Consider the following 15,111-nt stretch of genomic DNA (forward strand, 5'->3'; position numbering starts at 1 on the left):
CGGGGGAGGCGTGCCCGACGGCCGGACCCGGCCCGGAGGGGGCTCCGGGGAAGGCCTAGAGGGCGTCGTGTACGGGGACGCCGGGCGCGAAGTGCGCGACGGCCCCGGTCAGGCGTTCCTTGTCGAGACGCCACCCCGTCACCGCCCGGGAGGACACCGCGACGTCGGCGGACACCGGAACGAGACGCTCCAGGACGGCGCGGCTCCTGGGGCCGTCCCCGGGCAGGGGCGGCGCGCCCTCGCGCCGGACGACCCCCGCGTAGCGCACGGAGGCGGGGCCTGCGGCCTGGCGCCAGAGCACGAAGCCCGTGATGTCGTCCCAGGGCACGTGCGCGGTGGTGGCCCCGTACCGTGCGGGACTCCCCCCGAGGAGCACGCCCGTCTCGTCGATCCGGAAGGCGACCTTGCCGCTGAACGCCACGTACGTCGCGAAGAGGCCGCCCCCGCCGAACAGCGGCAGACCCAGGATCCTCGCGAACAGCGGCGTGTCCGGGAGCAGCAGAACCGACGCGAAGAGGAGGGAGAGCGCCACCACGCACGTGGTCCGCAGGTCCCAGCCGTAGCGCGCCGTGTACACGGGTGAATCGTCGCCAGTCATGGCTGGATCATGACAATAGCGGGCCTCTCCTGGGAAGTCCGGGGGAGTGACCCGCCGCCTCCCGTCGGGCGCGGTGGGGCGTGCCCGACGGCCGGGTGGAAGGCGTCCGGGAGCGGGCGGAGAGCGCCGCGGGCCCGGTCCCACCCGCGACCGGGTCCGCCCAAGGCCGCCGTGCGGCGGTGCGGGGCTCCGGATACGGCCCCGGCGCGTCCCGGCGCCGCTCCGGCCGGAGCGGTCCGTGGACGGTGTGGCGAGGAGCAGTCCGGGGCGGAAGAATCACTTCGAGCCGACTGAACCGTGCCGAAAGGTGGTCCCCATGGCCGAGCAGGACGATCGCTTCGACGTCGTGGTCCTGGGTGCGGGCCCCGGCGGCTACGTCGCCGCGATCCGCGCCGCACAGCTGGGCCGCCGCGTCGCCGTCGTGGAGGAGAAGTACTGGGGCGGAGTGTGCCTGAACGTGGGCTGCATCCCGTCCAAGGCGCTGCTGCGCAACGCCGAGCTGGCGCACATCGTCAACCGCGAGGCGAAGACCTTCGGGATCAGGGTGGACGGGCAGGTGACGTTCGACTACGGGGAGGCGTTCCGCCGCAGCCGCAAGGTCGCCGACGGCCGGGTCAAGGGCGTCCACTACCTGATGAAGAAGAACAAGATCACGGAGCTGGACGGCCGCGGCACCTTCCTCGACCCGCACACCCTGGAGGTGGCCGGGTACGACGGCGACACCCGCACCATCGGCTTCGACCACTGCATCATCGCCACCGGCGCCACACCGAAACTGTTGCCCGGCACCCGCCGCACCTCCCGCGTGGTCACCTACGAGGAGCAGATCCTCGCCGAGGACCTGCCCGAGTCGATCGTCATCGCCGGGGCCGGCGCCATCGGGGTCGAGTTCGGGTACGTGCTGCACAACTACGGTGTGAAGGTCACGATCGTCGAGTTCCTGGACCGTATGACCCCGCTGGAGGACGCCGAGGTCTCCGCCGAACTCGCCAAGCAGTACCGCAGGCTCGGCGTCGACGTGCTCACCGCCACCCGGGTCGACGGCATCGACGAGTCCGGGCCCCGGGTCCGGGTGACCGTGACCGCCAAGGACGGCTCGCAGCAGGTCCTGGAGGCCGACAAGGTGCTCCAGGCGATCGGGTTCCAGCCGAACGTCGAGGGCTACGGACTGGAGAAGACCGGGGTGCGCGTCACCGAGCGCGGTGCCATCGACGTCGACGCCCGCTGCCGTACGTCCGTCCCGCACCTGTTCGCCATCGGCGACGTCACCGCCAAGCTGATGCTCGCCCACGCGGCGGAGGCGATGGGCGTGGTCGCGGCGGAGACCATCGCGGGCGCGGAGACCATGGAGCTCGACTACGCCATGATCCCGCGCGCCACCTACTGCCAGCCGCAGATCGCCAGCTTCGGCTACACCGAGGAGCAGGCCCGAGACCTCGGATACGACGTCAAGGTGGCGAAGTTCCCCTTCACCGCCAACGGCAAGGCGCACGGCCTCGGTGACTCCACCGGCTTCGTGAAGCTGATCAGCGACGCGACCCACGGCGAGCTCATCGGCGGCCACCTCATCGGCCCCGACGTCACCGAGCTGCTGCCGGAGCTGACACTGGCCCAGCAGTGGGACCTGACCGTCCACGAGGTCGCCCGCAACGTCCACGCCCACCCGACACTGGGAGAGGCCGTCAAGGAGGCCGTCCACGGACTCGCCGGACACATGATCAACTTCTGATCCCGCCGGGCCGTGCACCGTGCCGCGCGGCGGGGGAGGGGACGCCGCCGAACGCGATCAGGGCCGGCGCGGGCCGGTCGACGTCGAGGTCGGATTCCCGCCAGCCCCACCCCCGGCACGTGCCCCAGGCTTGACCCATGCAGAACGGGATGCACACCGACCGGGAGCGCTGTGTGCGCGCCGTCCAGTCCAAGGACGCCCGCTTCGACGGCTGGTTCTTCACCGCTGTCGTGACCACCGGCATCTACTGCCGGCCGAGCTGCCCGGCCGTGCCGCCGCAGCCCGTCAACATGGTCTTCCACCCCAGTGCTGCGGCCTGCCAGCAGGCCGGCTTCCGGGCCTGCAAGCGCTGCCGGCCCGACAGCAGCCCCGGCTCACCGCAGTGGAACCAGCGTGCCGACCTCACCGCCCGCGCGATGCGTCTGATCGCCGACGGCGTCGTGGACCGCGAGGGCGTCCCCGGCCTCGCCGTACGGCTCGGCTACAGCGCCCGCCAGGTCGAACGCCAGCTCCTGGCCGAACTCGGCGCAGGCCCGCTCGCCCTGGCCCGCGCCCAGCGCGCCCGGACCGCCCGGCTCCTCATCGAGACGACCACGGTGCCCATGGCCGACGTCGCGTTCGCCGCCGGCTTCTCCTCCATCCGCACCTTCAACGACACCGTGCGCCAGGTCTTCGCCCTCAGCCCGAGCGAGCTGCGGGCCCGCGCCCCGAAGGAGGCCGCCGCACGTCCGCCGGAGACCGCCCCGGCGACCGGGCCGGGCGCCCTGAACCTGCGCCTGCCCTTCCGTGCCCCGCTCCACCCCGACAACCTCTTCGGGCACCTCGCCGCCACCGCCGTCCCCGGGGTGGAGGAGTGGCGGGACGGCGCCTACCGGCGCACGCTGCGCCTGCCGTACGGGTACGGCGTCGTCGCGCTGACCCCCGCCCCCGGCCACATCGCCTGCCGGCTCACCCTCAGCGACCTGCGCGACCTCACCGTCGCCATCAGCCGCTGCCGCCGCATGCTCGACCTGGACGCCGACCCCGCCGCCGTCGACGACCAGCTGCGCACCGACCCGGTGCTCGCGCCCCTGGTCGACAAGGCGCCCGGGCGGCGCGTGCCGCGCACCGTCGACGAGGCCGAGTTCGCCGTCCGGGCCGTGATCGGCCAGCAGGTCTCCACGGCCGCCGCCCGCACCCATGCGGCCCGCCTCGTCGCCGCGCACGGCGACCCGGTCCACGACCCCGAGGGCGGTCTCACCCATCTCTTCCCGACGCCCGGGGCACTCACCTCCGTCGACCCCGGCACGCTGGCGATGCCGCGGACCCGCCGCACCACCCTGACCACCCTGGCCGGCCGACTGGCCGACGGCTCACTGCGCCTGGGCGCGGACAGCGACTGGGCCGAGGCCCGCGCCCGCCTCCTGGAAATGCCCGGCTTCGGCCCGTGGACGGCCGACATCGTCGCGATGCGCGCCCTCGGAGACCCCGACGCCTTCCTCCCCACCGACCTCGGCGTCCGCCGCGCCGCCCGGGACCTGGGCCTGCCCTCCACCCCGGGGGCACTGACCGTGCGCGCGCAGGCCTGGCGCCCCTGGCGGGCCTACGCGGTCCAGTACCTGTGGGCCACCGACAGCCACCCGATCAACCTCCTCCCCCGGCCCGGCGCTGCGGGCGGAGCAACGCCCGCGGGGCCACGGCCCGGCGGGCGGGCCCGCGCCGGGCGCCGCGGAACCCCCTGAACGGCCTGGGCCGCAGCACCCGTGACATCGAAGGGCAGCCATGAGACAGCACACCGTGACCGACAGCCCCCTCGGGCCCCTCACCCTCGTCGCCCATGACGGCGTCCTGTGCGGGCTCTACATGACCGGCCAACGGCACCGCCCCGCACAGGAGACGTTCGGCCAGCGGGAGGACACCCCCTTCGGGGAGGCGAAGGCACAGCTGGAGGCCTACTTCGCGGGGGAGCTGACCGAGTTCACGCTGCCCCTGCGTACGGACGGGACACCGTTCCAGCGCCGTGTGTGGGACCAGCTCAGAAGCATCCCCTACGGCCGGACACGCACGTACGGCGACCTCGCCGCCGCCCTCGGCAACCCCACCGCGTCCCGGGCCGTCGGCCTCGCCAACGGCCGGAACCCGATCGGCATCATCGTCCCCTGCCACCGCGTCGTCGGCGCCGGCGGCAGCCTCACCGGCTACGGCGGCGGTCTGGAGCGCAAGCGCCACCTGCTGGACCTCGAAGGGGAGGCGGCCCTGATCCCGGGCCCCTGGACGGGCGCCGGCGCCGACACCCGGCCGGAGGCCCGGTGAGACGTACACGACGTGCGCGGCCCCGGCACCGATGGTGGAATTGAGGCGGAAACAAAGGAAACGTCGGAAACGACGTGCCCGCCCGCGCGGACACCGGTCGGCGCGGACGCGCGACATCGTCGTGTCCCCACCACTCCTCGGGAGTGAGCACATGAGTGACGCTGTGGAAGAAATGGGTCCCGTCGACTACCTCGTCGTCGAGTTCCCCGGCAACCGCATGACGGGGGAGGGCCTGCCGCTCCTCGTCGACCTCGTCGACCGCGGCATCATCCGCCTCCTCGATCTCCTCTTCGTCCGCAAGGACGAGGACGGCTCGGTCTCCGTCGTGGAGCTCGCGGACCTGGGGGACGAGGTGGACCTGTCCGTGTTCAACGGCGCGTCCTCCGGCCTGATGGGCCAGGAGGACATCGACGAGGCGGGAGCCGTGCTGGAACCGGGCAACTCCGCGGCACTCGTGATCTACGAGAACCTCTGGGCGGCGCCGCTCGCGCGGGCGCTCCGGCGCAGCGGCGCCCAACTCGTGGCGGGCGGGCGGGTGCCGGTCCAGGCGCTGCTTGCCTCGCTGGAGGCCGCGGAGGCCTCGCCGCCCGGCAGCGGCCCCGCCGCCGCGTGACACCGCACCACCACTGGGAGATGAGAGACATGCCTGGACTGCTCCGCGGTGTCGCACGCACCGCCGTCGTGGCGGGCACCGCCACAGCCGTGTCGAACCGGGTCTCGCGGCGCCAGGCCGGCCGGTGGGCGCAACAGGACTACACGCAGCAGGCCGCGTCCCAGCAGCAGGCCCCCGCGCCCCAGGCCCAGACCCAGGCCCAACGCGCCCCCTCGGACGGATCCCCGGACGACATGGCGGACCGGATCGCACAGCTCAAGGAGCTGAGCGAGCTGAAGGCCCAGGGAGCCCTCACCGAAGAGGAGTTCGAGGCCCAGAAGCGCCGCGTCCTCGGCTGACGCCCCGGACGTACCGGACCTGGACCTACCGGACGAGGTCCCCACCGGCCCCGCGCCGCTCCCGTGAGCGGCGCGGGGCCGGTTCTGGTCCGCGGCCCGGCGCGTTCGGTCGGCCCCGTCGTCCGCCTGCTGGGTCCGGCGGACGACGGGGCCGACCGATGCGCGGATCGCCCCGTCGGCGAGAGCGGAGCGCCCACGCGGTCACCCGTCCGTCGCGAGCCGCTCCGCCTCGGGGCCCGTCGCCGGGGCGGTCGGGGCAACGGTGGCCGGGGATCTGGGAGTCGGACGTCATGGCCAGGCGGGACACCGGGCCCGTGGCCGCGGACGGCGAGCAGTCGGTCCGGCCGTTTCGCCCGGTCCACCCGGACCGAGCTGTGCGCCGGCCAGCAGCGGGCCATGAAACCGCCGTGAATTCGCGGGGCGTTTGAACGCTGCCGGGGCGGTCTGCGTAGGACATGGAAGGTCTTCACTTTGACCGTTTGACCGTCAATCCGGGGCAGCAGGACGCGTAGGAGTACTTTCGTGAAACGCAACGCACGCAGACGCCCTACAGGCGCACGGCGCGCGACCTTCGCATCGGTCGCGCTGATCATGGGCGGAGGAGGGCTCGTAGCGGCGAACTTCTATGCCTCGGCGCACGAGTCGAACGACTCGGGGCAGAACCGGACGAAGGCCGCCGCGACCCAGATCGCGACCATCAAGTGCCCTGACGTCGGCCAGCAGTTGGCGGACGTGCCGGACAAGGCACGGGCCGGGGTCGACAAGGAGCTGGCGAACCTCGACCAGCAGGTCAACGAGGCCTATGCCAGGCTGGCGTCCACGCGCCAGGCGCAGGCGGGTGACGCCTCTTTCGTGCAGAACGCGATCCTCGGTCCGCTGAAGGACAAGCGGACCGCGGTGATCGACAGGATACGGATGGACATCGAGCGCGTCGGCGGCACCTTCGACGACGCGCTGAAGGAACTCGCGAACTGCACCGCGGTCGCCGCCGACCAGGTACAGGCCGATGCCGGTCAGAACAACGGTGACCAGCAGCAGGGAGGGGAGCAGGGGCAGAACAACAACGGCGACGGCGCCCAGCAGAACATCGGCGGTCAGGCCGGGAACGGTCCGGTGGCGGACGACTTCGTCGACATCACCAGGGTCCGCCCCAACGTCCCGCCGGCGCCGCGGGCCGGGGGCAACGCCTCGACCGGCACGTTCAGCGTCTCCTGCGGTGTCAACGAGAACAACAACTTCAACACCGACAACCTGATCGTGGCGCCCGGTGTGAACAACGGCGCACACCACACGCACGACTACGTGGGCAACCAGGACGTCAACGCCTTCTCCAAGGACCAGGACCTGGCCAACGCCACCACCACCTGCTCGGAACAGGGCGACAAGTCGGCCTACTACTGGCCCGTCCTGCGCCTGCAGGACGGCACGAAGGAGTTCGACGACAACAAACTCGGCGGCGGTGCGGAGGGCAACGCGGGCAGGATCCTCAAGGCCAGGACGGCCGAGATCGAGTACGTGGGCAGCCCGACGAGCAAGGTCGTCGCGATGCCGAAGTTCCTGCGCATCATCACCGGTGACGCCAAGGCCTTCAGCAACGGCACGGCGAACGCCAACGCGCACTGGAGCTGCACCGGCTTCGAGGACAAGGTTCAGCTGACGGACAAGTACCCGCTGTGTCCGCAGGGCAGCAGCGTGGTCCGCTCGTTCGCCTTCCAGAGCTGCTGGGACGGCCAGAACATCGACAGCGCCAACCACCGCTCACACGTCGCCTTCGCCGACGCCGACGGCAACTGCCAGAACGGCTTCGAGGCGATTCCGCAGCTGACGATGCGGCTGGTGTACGACGTTCCGACGCCGACCATCGGGAACGGCCAGGTGAAGAACGCGTTCGCCGTGGACGGGTTCCAGGCCGAGCTGCACAAGGCGATCACCGACCACGACGACTTCATCAGCGTCATGGACGGCGGCCTGATGAACAAGCTGGTCGACTGCATCAACAACGGCCAGCAGTGCGGCACCGGAGTCGATGAGCAGCCACAGGACAAGCCGACGGCGACCGTTGACGCGGGTGCCGGATCCGGGGGTGGCAAGGACGGCAACGGCATGAACCACGACACCTCCGGGAGCATGGACCCGCCGCAGGCACCGGCCAGCACACGGGCGACCGAACCGGCGCGAGGCGACTCGCCCACCGGCCAGAGCGCAGCGCCCAAGGCGGACAAGACGCCCTCCCCGGTCTATCAGCAGGACAAGGCGCCTTCGTCGGCCGAGCAGCAGGACAAGGCTCCCTCCTCGGCCGAGCAGCAGGACAAGGCGCTTTCATCGGTCGAACAGGAAGACGAGCCCACAGAGGCACCCCGGAACGGCTCGGACGACAGCCAGGTCACCGGGACGGCCGAGCCCGAAGCGTCGTCGGTCGCTTCGTCCGCCGGTGGCGGCTCTCCCTCCACGGAGCCGCAGACCGAAACGCAGACCGTGGCGGGCGATCTGGCCGAGACCGGCACGACCCTCTGGCCGGCCATGGCCGGAGGAGCGCTCATGATCGCCGGTGCGGTGCTTCTGCTCGCCAAGCGGCGGCGGCGCTCCGCGTGATGTGACGTCACCGGCGGGAGCCCACGCGTGAGAACGCCCGTACCTGCGTGCCGGCAGGTACGGGCGGCCGTGGTCACGGTGGGTCGGAGCCCGCGGTCAGGGCGTCGTCGGTGCCGAACGGCGCACGTCGTGGTACGTGCGCCCGGCGAGGCGCACCTGAGGTAGGTCTACTGATCACGTTGCGTATGCAACGAACTCAGGAGATCGGGCAGTGCGGAACCTATGGGGGCCCGTACGACGTCGTCGGCAACGTCGTCGTACGGCGTCGGCTCGGCGTTGACGATGATCAGGCGGGCGCCGTGGTCGGCGGCGATGCCTGCAAGGCCAGCGGCCGGCTGGACCTGCAGGCTGGAACCGACGGCGATGAACACGTGGCATGCCTTGCTGATCGCCACGGCCTTGCCCAGCACCATGGGGTCGAGTCGTTCGCCGAACATCACCGTTGCGGACTTCAGGATGCCGCCGCACCGAAGGCACTGCGGATCATCCTCACCGGCCTCGACCCGGGCAAGGACGGCGTCCATGGGGCCGCGGTCGTGGCACCGCGTGCATACGACGCTGTGAGCAGTGCCGTGCAGTTCGAGCACTTTGCGGGCGGGCATGCCGGCGAGCTGGTGCAGTCCGTCCACGTTCTGCGTGATGACCCGGACCGGGGTGCCGGACTGCTCCAACTCGGCGACGGCTCGGTGCGCGGCGTTCGGCTGGGCGTGGAGCGTGCGATTCTTCCGGCGCATCTGCCAGGACCGCCGACGGATCTCCGGATCGCCCATGTAGTACTCGTACGTGACCAGCTTCTCGGCCTCCGGGTCCCGCCGCCACAGCCCGTTCGGACCGCGATAGTCGGGGATCCCCGAATCGGTGGAGACACCCGCTCCACTGAGTATGGCCACGAGAGGGCTGTTCATGGACCGAGAGTAGGACGCCTGCGTCGCCGGGGCGAACGGGTATCGGGTATGCCCTTGGCCGTGCGAAGCGGTCGCTGCGAAGCGGCGGTCTCCACTTGCCGACCGCCGGTCAGGGGGCTGCCTCCGTCAGGCGCAGCGTGCGCTCGGCCAGTTCGCTGATGCGGACCCCGTCGAAGCCGAACACCGCGCTGCGGACCGTGTCCTCCAGCGGCTCCGTCCACTGCGGAGGGATCGCCGCCGCGCCGGTCAGCACGCCGGCCACCGACCCGGCCGTCGCGCCGTTGGAGTCGGTGTCCAGCCCGCCGCGGACGGTGAGTGCGATGGTGCGGGTGAAGTCGCCGTCGCCGTACAGCAGGCCCGCGGTGAGGACCGCGGCGTTCGGGACCGTGTGGATCCAGCCCAGCCCGGAGGTCTCCTCGGCGAGGGTGGTGAGCGTGTCCTCCCAGGTCATCCGGGTCTCGTGGAGGGAGACGACCCGGCGGACCGTACGCGCCAGGCGGCAGCCCGCCGGGATCACGGCGAGCGCCTCGTCGAGAGCGCCGCGGACGCCGGGGGCGGTGAACGCGGCCGAGATCAGGGCCGCCGCGAACATCGCGCCGTACACCCCGTTGCCGGTGTGCGACAGCACCGCGTCACGGCGGGCCAGGGCGGCGGCGCGGCGCGGTTCGCCGGGGCAGGCCCAGCCGTAGACGTCGGCGCGGATCAGGGCGCCGATCCACTCCTGGTACGGGTTGTCGTACGTCGCGGTCAGCGGCGGCCTGAGTCCGTTGGCGAGGTTGCGGTAGGCCGCGCGCTCCGCGGTGAACGTCTGCCGGTACGGCAGCCGCAGCAGCCACAGGTCGCCGACCTGCTCGGTGGTGAAGCGGAAGCCGTGTGTCTCCAGCAGGTCCAGGCCGAGGATCGCGTAGTCGACGTCGTCGTCGCGGCAGCTGCCGTGGATGTGTCCGCGCACGCACTGGCGCCACTCCGGGCGCAGGGGCGGAAGCCCGTCGCCGCCCGGGGGTTCCGGAAGGTAGTCGGTGAGCGGCAGGGCGCCGGCCCGCCGCAGGTAGCGGTCGATCCGCTCACGGGTCCACACCTCGCCCTGCTCGACCGGCTTGCCGAGCATGTTGCCCGCGATCCGGCCCAGCCAGCCGCCGCGGACGCGGTCGGCGAGTCCCGGCCTAGTCTCCACGGGTGTCATGACAGAGGTCATGCCACCGGTCTACCCGATTCCCGGCGGTGTCGCCCGTGTCCCGGGTCCACGGTTCGGGCGGGGCATGACGGCACGGGCGGTCTCCGGTTAAGGTCGCAGCGGCGCGACTGGCCCCGACATGCGTCGGGCCCGGAGAGCAAGGGGATTGCAAGGTGGCGGATGCTGCTGTGCACGGCACCCGGCGGGTGCTCGTTGCCGCGGACAAGTTCAAGGGCTCGCTGACGGCGGTGCAGGTCGCCCGGCGGGTGACGGCCGGACTACGGCTGGTCGTGCCGGACGTCGAAGTGGAGTCGCTGCCCGTCGCCGACGGCGGTGACGGCACCGTCGCCGCGGCCGTCGCGGCCGGTTTCGAGCGGCACGAGGTGCGTGTCGCGGGGCCGCTGGGCGAGGAGGTGACCGCGGCGTTCGCGGTGCGCGGTGAGACCGCGGTGGTGGAGATGGCCGAGGCCAGCGGGTTGCAGCGGCTGCCGGACGGGGTGCTCGCGCCGCTCTCCTCCTCCACGTACGGCTCCGGCGAACTGCTGCGCGCCGCGCTGGACGCCGGTGCGCGCACGATCGTCTTCGGGGTCGGCGGCAGCGCGACGACGGACGGCGGAGCCGGGATGCTCTCCGCGCTGGGCGCCCGGCTCCTCGACGGCACGGGGGAGCCGGTGCCGCCGGGCGGCGGCGGGCTGGCCGAGCTGGCGTCCGCCGACCTGAGCGGCCTCGACCCGCGCCTGGCCGGAGTCGAGCTGGTGCTGGCCAGCGACGTCGACAACCCACTGACCGGCCCGAAGGGCGCGCCCGCGGTGTACGGGCCGCAGAAGGGCGCCTCGCCGGAGGACGTGGCGGCGCTGGATTCCGCGCTCACCCATTACGCGAAGGTGCTTCAGGACGCGGTCGGCCCGAAGGCCGCCGAGTGCGCCGCGGCGCCGGGAGCGGGGGCGGCGGGGGGCATCGGCTACGGCGCCCTGCTGATCGGCGCACGGTTCCGGCCCGGCATCGAGGTCATGCTCGACGTGCTCGGTTTCGGTACGGCGCTGGACCGGGCCGACCTGGTGATCACCGGGGAGGGCTCCCTGGACGAGCAGACCCTCCACGGCAAGGCGCCTGCGGGCGTCGCCGCGGCGGCCCGAGCGGCGGGCAAGGAGGTCGTCGCGGTGTGCGGGCGGCTGGCCCTGCCGCCCGAGGAACTCGGGCGGGCCGGTATCCGGCGGGCCTACGCGCTGACGGAGGCGGAGCCGGACGTCGCCCTGTGCATCGCGGAGGCGGGACCGATCCTGGAGCGCGTCGCCGCGCGGATCGCCCGGGACTTCCTGGTCTGAGCTGCCTGCCCGGCCGCGGGGCGGGGCACCGAGGCTCGGCCATGGCACGCGGCCGTCCAGGCGTGCGAAGGGGCCCCGAACCATCTCCTGGTTCGGGGCCCCTTCGCACGTGCCGTCCGGACGCGGTGCTCGCTACGGCAGCTGCGCCGCCCGTGCCTCGCGCCGGTTGTCGCGGAAGTTGTTCACCCGGCGGGCCGTGGCGAACAGCGGGATGACCGCGCCCATGACCAGCTGCAGGGCGCAGCCCGTCTGGAGGAGGAGCTGACCGCTGGGGGCGTCGAAGGCCCAGGCCGCCAGAAGGCCCATCGACAGGACGATCCAGGAGAGCATCGCGCCGGCGAGACGGCCCCGCGGCTTGGGGTATTCCACCCGGCTCACCATCAGCCAGGCGGTGCCCAGGATGGCGAGGAGCGTCGCCACGAAGGGCAGTTCCAGCAGGACGATCGAGACGACCGTCAGTGCGCCGAAGGGGCTCGGCATGCCCTGGAACACGCCGTCCTTCATCGTCACGCAGGAGAAGCGGGCCAGGCGCAGGACCACGGCCAGGAGCACCACGATTGCCCCGAGCGCGGCCACTCGCTGGTGTGCGTCGTCCGCGACCATGCCGTACACGAGGACGAAGTACGCCGGTGCCAGGCCGAAGCTGATCAGGTCGGAGAGGTTGTCCAGCTCCGCGCCCATCGGCGAGCTGCGCAGCTTGCGCGCCACCAGGCCGTCGAACAGGTCGAAGACCGCCGCGCAGAGCATCAGGATGACCGCCGTGGCCGCGCTGTGGCGGGCCATGCCGGTCTCCTGGCTGCCGGTGAGGTGCGGGATCAGGATCCCGGTGGTGGTGAAGTACACCGCCATGAAGCCGCACGTGGCATTGCCCAGGGTCAGGGTGTCCGCTATCGAGAGGCGGAGCGAGAGGGGCATCTCCTCCTCTTCCTCCGCCTCGGCCGCCTCGGGCACCCAGCCGCTCTGTGTCTCCGGATCAATCACGGTCAATGCGAGTCACCCCAGCCACCGTCTTCTGGCCGACCTCGACCGCGACCTCCACGCCCTCGGGCAGGTAGATGTCGACGCGCGAGCCGAAGCGGATGAGGCCGATGCGCTCACCCTGCTCGACCTTGGTGCCCTGGGGCACGTAGGGGACGATACGGCGGGCCACGGCGCCGGCGATCTGGATCATCTCGATGTCACCGAGCTCGGTGTCGAAGTGCCAGACGACGCGCTCGTTGTTCTCGCTCTCCTTGTTGAACGCGGGAACGAAGCCGCCGGGGATGTGCTCGACCGACGTCACGGTGCCGGCCAGGGGGGCCCGGTTGACGTGGACGTTGAGCGGGCTCATGAAGATCGCGACGCGGGTGCGGCCGTCCTTCCACGGCATGATGCTCTGCACCACGCCGTCGGCGGGCGAGATGACCCGGCCCTGGGCGATCTCGCGCTCGGGGTCGCGGAAGAACCACAGCATTCCCGCCGCGAGCGCGGTGGCGGGAACGGCGAGGGCCTTGGCCGTGCCGGAGCGGCGAGCACGGACCAGGCTGACGGCTGCGGTGGCGACGGTCGGGAGAAGCCACGGCGATGCTCCGCGCGCGAGGCGTACGCCGACTCGGCTGTCGCGTGGTGCAGAGGTTTGGCTGTGGGGCATGGATGACCTTCGTAGCGGATGATGCCGCGCTTCAGGAGGGGGACGGCGGCTTTCCGGCGATCGTAGCGGTTCACGGCCACAACTGGGTAAGCCAGGAAGCCGAGTCGGCATACGAAGAGTGCCTACGGGGTGTGATCTTCCTCCCGGAGATAACACCCCGTATCCGGACAATCAGCCCTGGAACCGATACTCTTCGAGCAGCCTGCGCCCGATGATCATTTTCTGGATCTCGGCGGTACCTTCACCGATGAGCAGCATCGGGGCCTCGCGGTAGAGGCGCTCGATCTCGTACTCCTTGGAGAAGCCGTAGCCGCCGTGGATCCGGAAGGCATCCTCCACGACCTCCTTGCAGTACTCGGAGGCGAGGTACTTCGCCATCCCAGCCTCAAGGTCGTTTCGTTCTCCGGAGTCCTTTTTGCGTGCTGCATTCACCATCATTGCATGGGCGGCCTCGACCTTGGTGGCCATCTCCGCGAGTTTGAACTGAATCGCCTGGTGCTGGGCGATCGGCTTGCCGAAAGTGTGGCGTTGCTGGGCGTACCGGACGCCCAGCTCGAACGCACGCTGAGCGACGCCGCAGCCACGCGCCGCCACATTGACCCGGCCGACCTCCACGCCGTCCATCATTTGGTAAAAACCTCGGCCGGTCACCCCGCCGAGCACCCGATCGGCGGGAACGCGCAGGCCGTCCATGATGAGCTCGGTCGTGTCGACGCCCTTGTAGCCCATCTTGTCGATCTTGCCCGGAATGGTGAGGCCCGGGCGGACCTCGCCGAAGCCGGGCTCCTTCTCGACCAGGAAGGTCGTCATCGACCGGTGCGGGGCCCTGGCCGTCTCCTCGGGGGAGTGTCCTTCGTCACTGCGGACGAGAACGGCGACCAGGGACGACGTGCCGCCGTTCGTCAGCCACATCTTCTGGCCGTTCAGGACGTACTCGTCGCCGTCCCTGACGGCCTTGGACGTGATGGCCGAGACGTCCGAGCCCAGTGCGGGCTCCGACATCGAGAAGGCGCCACGGATGTCGCCCGCCGCCATCCGCGGCAGGAAGTGCTCCTTCTGCTCCTGCGTGCCGTGCTGCTTGAGCATGTACGCCACGATGAAGTGCGTGTTGATGATGCCGGAGACCGACATCCAGCCGCGGGCGATCTCCTCCACGCACAGCGCGTACGTCAGGAGGGACTCGCCCAGCCCCCCGTACTCCTCGGGGATCATCAGGCCGAACAGGCCCAACTCCTTCAGCCCGTCGACGATCGCCTGCGGGTACTCGTCGCGGTGCTCCAGCTCGGTCGCGACCGGGATGATCTCCTTGTCCACGAAGTCGCGGACGGTGGCGAGGATCTCCTGCTGGATGTCCGTCAGACCGGCGGTCTGGGCGAGACGTGCCATGACCTACTTCTCCGTCTTCTCCGAAGGGGCGTTCAGTTCCGGGCGGCCCGGCTGCTCGCCGCCGCGCTCCTTGATGTACGTCTCGGTCGGGACCATCACCTTGCGGCGGAAGACGCACACCAGGGTGCCGTCCTGCTTGTAGCCCTTGGTCTCGACGTAGACGATGCCCCGGTCGTTCTTCGACTTCGACGGCCACTTGTCGAGGACCGTCGTCTGGCCGTAGACCGTGTCCCCGTGGAAGGTCGGCGCCACGTGCTTGAGCGACTCGATCTCCAGGTTGGCGATCGCCTTGCCGGAGATGTCCGGCACGCTCATGCCGAGCAGCAGGGAGTAGATGTAGTTGCCGACCACCACGTTCCTGCCGAAGTCCGTCGTCTTCTCGGCGTAGTTGACGTCCATGTGGAGCGGGTGGTGGTTCATGGTGAGGAGACAGAACAGGTGGTCGTCGTACTCCGTGACCGTCTTGCCCGGCCAGTGCTTGTACGTCGCCCCGACCTCGAACTCCTCGTAGGTGCGTCCGAACTGCATG

14 protein-coding genes are annotated in these 15,111 nt (G+C 71.2%); 7 read left to right on the plus strand and 7 right to left on the minus strand.

The window, feature by feature from the left end:
- Positions 1-55: 55 nt before the first annotated feature.
- Positions 56-598: a hypothetical protein gene (locus I3F54_RS09305; RefSeq protein ID WP_240118167.1), complete on the minus strand. Its 543-nt coding sequence runs from the start codon at positions 596-598 to the stop codon at positions 56-58.
- 316 nt (positions 599-914) lie between these two features.
- Between I3F54_RS09305 and lpdA the strand changes: the two genes are divergently transcribed.
- The 6 genes from lpdA to I3F54_RS09335 all read left to right on the plus strand — a co-directional run bounded on the left by lpdA (position 915) and on the right by I3F54_RS09335 (position 8,162).
- Entirely contained in the window at positions 915-2,327 is a 1,413-nt protein-coding gene (lpdA, locus tag I3F54_RS09310; protein WP_240118168.1) for a dihydrolipoyl dehydrogenase, read from the plus strand.
- 137 nt (positions 2,328-2,464) lie between these two features.
- The gene (locus I3F54_RS09315; protein WP_275675907.1) at positions 2,465-4,048 is read left to right on the plus strand and encodes an AlkA N-terminal domain-containing protein; all 1,584 of its coding nucleotides are present in this window, start codon (positions 2,465-2,467) and stop codon (positions 4,046-4,048) included.
- A gap of 40 nt (positions 4,049-4,088) precedes the next feature.
- The gene (locus I3F54_RS09320; protein ID WP_240118169.1) at positions 4,089-4,619 is read left to right on the plus strand and encodes a methylated-DNA--[protein]-cysteine S-methyltransferase; all 531 of its coding nucleotides are present in this window, start codon (positions 4,089-4,091) and stop codon (positions 4,617-4,619) included.
- A 151-nt stretch (positions 4,620-4,770) separates the two neighbouring features.
- Positions 4,771-5,232, plus strand: a complete 462-nt coding sequence (locus tag I3F54_RS09325) for a DUF6325 family protein (protein ID WP_240118170.1) — start codon at positions 4,771-4,773, stop codon at positions 5,230-5,232.
- Between the two features lie 29 nt (positions 5,233-5,261).
- A complete protein-coding gene (locus tag I3F54_RS09330; protein WP_240118171.1) occupies positions 5,262-5,570 on the plus strand; it encodes an SHOCT domain-containing protein in 309 nt (102 codons plus the stop codon).
- A gap of 591 nt (positions 5,571-6,161) precedes the next feature.
- Positions 6,162-8,162 (plus strand): DUF1996 domain-containing protein, encoded by a 2,001-nt coding sequence (locus I3F54_RS09335; protein WP_240118172.1) that lies wholly within the window; start codon positions 6,162-6,164, stop codon positions 8,160-8,162.
- A gap of 167 nt (positions 8,163-8,329) precedes the next feature.
- Here the strand turns inward: I3F54_RS09335 and I3F54_RS09340 are convergent, their stop codons facing one another.
- On the minus strand, positions 8,330-9,067 hold the full coding sequence (locus tag I3F54_RS09340; RefSeq protein ID WP_240118173.1) for a Sir2 family NAD-dependent protein deacetylase: 738 nt from the start codon (positions 9,065-9,067) through the stop codon (positions 8,330-8,332).
- A gap of 109 nt (positions 9,068-9,176) precedes the next feature.
- Positions 9,177-10,250: an ADP-ribosylglycohydrolase family protein gene (locus I3F54_RS09345; protein ID WP_240118322.1), complete on the minus strand. Its 1,074-nt coding sequence runs from the start codon at positions 10,248-10,250 to the stop codon at positions 9,177-9,179.
- 197 nt (positions 10,251-10,447) lie between these two features.
- Here I3F54_RS09345 and I3F54_RS09350 point away from each other — a divergent pair, with 197 nt between their 5' ends.
- On the plus strand, positions 10,448-11,566 hold the full coding sequence (locus tag I3F54_RS09350) for a glycerate kinase (RefSeq protein ID WP_240118323.1): 1,119 nt from the start codon (positions 10,448-10,450) through the stop codon (positions 11,564-11,566).
- Positions 11,567-11,698: 132 nt separating this feature from the next.
- On the opposite strand, the gene pssA is transcribed toward I3F54_RS09350, so the two are convergent.
- The 4 genes from pssA to I3F54_RS09370 form a co-directional block, all read right to left on the minus strand.
- The gene (pssA, locus tag I3F54_RS09355; RefSeq protein ID WP_205382880.1) at positions 11,699-12,517 is read right to left on the minus strand and encodes a CDP-diacylglycerol--serine O-phosphatidyltransferase; all 819 of its coding nucleotides are present in this window, start codon (positions 12,515-12,517) and stop codon (positions 11,699-11,701) included.
- A gap of 22 nt (positions 12,518-12,539) precedes the next feature.
- Positions 12,540-13,196: a phosphatidylserine decarboxylase gene (locus I3F54_RS09360; protein ID WP_240118174.1), complete on the minus strand. Its 657-nt coding sequence runs from the start codon at positions 13,194-13,196 to the stop codon at positions 12,540-12,542.
- 171 nt (positions 13,197-13,367) lie between these two features.
- Complete coding sequence (locus tag I3F54_RS09365) at positions 13,368-14,582, minus strand: acyl-CoA dehydrogenase family protein (RefSeq protein ID WP_240118175.1); 1,215 nt, start codon at positions 14,580-14,582, stop codon at positions 13,368-13,370.
- A gap of 3 nt (positions 14,583-14,585) precedes the next feature.
- Positions 14,586-15,110, minus strand: a complete 525-nt coding sequence (locus I3F54_RS09370) for a MaoC family dehydratase (RefSeq protein ID WP_240118176.1) — start codon at positions 15,108-15,110, stop codon at positions 14,586-14,588.
- Position 15,111: the final 1 nt, after the last annotated feature.

The organism is Streptomyces sp. MUM 2J, from assembly GCF_022414535.1.
In the GTDB taxonomy this organism is placed as follows: domain Bacteria; phylum Actinomycetota; class Actinomycetes; order Streptomycetales; family Streptomycetaceae; genus Streptomyces.

Excerpts from the sequence above, each read along its gene's own strand:
- I3F54_RS09305 (WP_240118167.1), bottom strand. The coding sequence starts at position 598 with ATGACTGGCGACGATTCACCCGTGTACACGGCGCGCTACGGCTGGGAC.
- lpdA (WP_240118168.1), top strand. The coding sequence starts at position 915 with ATGGCCGAGCAGGACGATCGCTTCGACGTCGTGGTCCTGGGTGCGGGC.
- I3F54_RS09315 (WP_275675907.1), top strand. The coding sequence starts at position 2,465 with ATGCAGAACGGGATGCACACCGACCGGGAGCGCTGTGTGCGCGCCGTC.
- I3F54_RS09320 (WP_240118169.1), top strand. The coding sequence starts at position 4,089 with ATGAGACAGCACACCGTGACCGACAGCCCCCTCGGGCCCCTCACCCTC.
- I3F54_RS09325 (WP_240118170.1), top strand. The coding sequence starts at position 4,771 with ATGAGTGACGCTGTGGAAGAAATGGGTCCCGTCGACTACCTCGTCGTC.
- I3F54_RS09330 (WP_240118171.1), top strand. The coding sequence starts at position 5,262 with ATGCCTGGACTGCTCCGCGGTGTCGCACGCACCGCCGTCGTGGCGGGC.
- I3F54_RS09335 (WP_240118172.1), top strand. The coding sequence starts at position 6,162 with ATGGGCGGAGGAGGGCTCGTAGCGGCGAACTTCTATGCCTCGGCGCAC.
- I3F54_RS09340 (WP_240118173.1), bottom strand. The coding sequence starts at position 9,067 with ATGAACAGCCCTCTCGTGGCCATACTCAGTGGAGCGGGTGTCTCCACC.
- I3F54_RS09345 (WP_240118322.1), bottom strand. The coding sequence starts at position 10,250 with ATGACACCCGTGGAGACTAGGCCGGGACTCGCCGACCGCGTCCGCGGC.
- I3F54_RS09360 (WP_240118174.1), bottom strand. The coding sequence starts at position 13,196 with ATGCCCCACAGCCAAACCTCTGCACCACGCGACAGCCGAGTCGGCGTA.
- I3F54_RS09365 (WP_240118175.1), bottom strand. The coding sequence starts at position 14,582 with ATGGCACGTCTCGCCCAGACCGCCGGTCTGACGGACATCCAGCAGGAG.
- I3F54_RS09370 (WP_240118176.1), bottom strand. The coding sequence starts at position 15,110 with ATGCAGTTCGGACGCACCTACGAGGAGTTCGAGGTCGGGGCGACGTAC.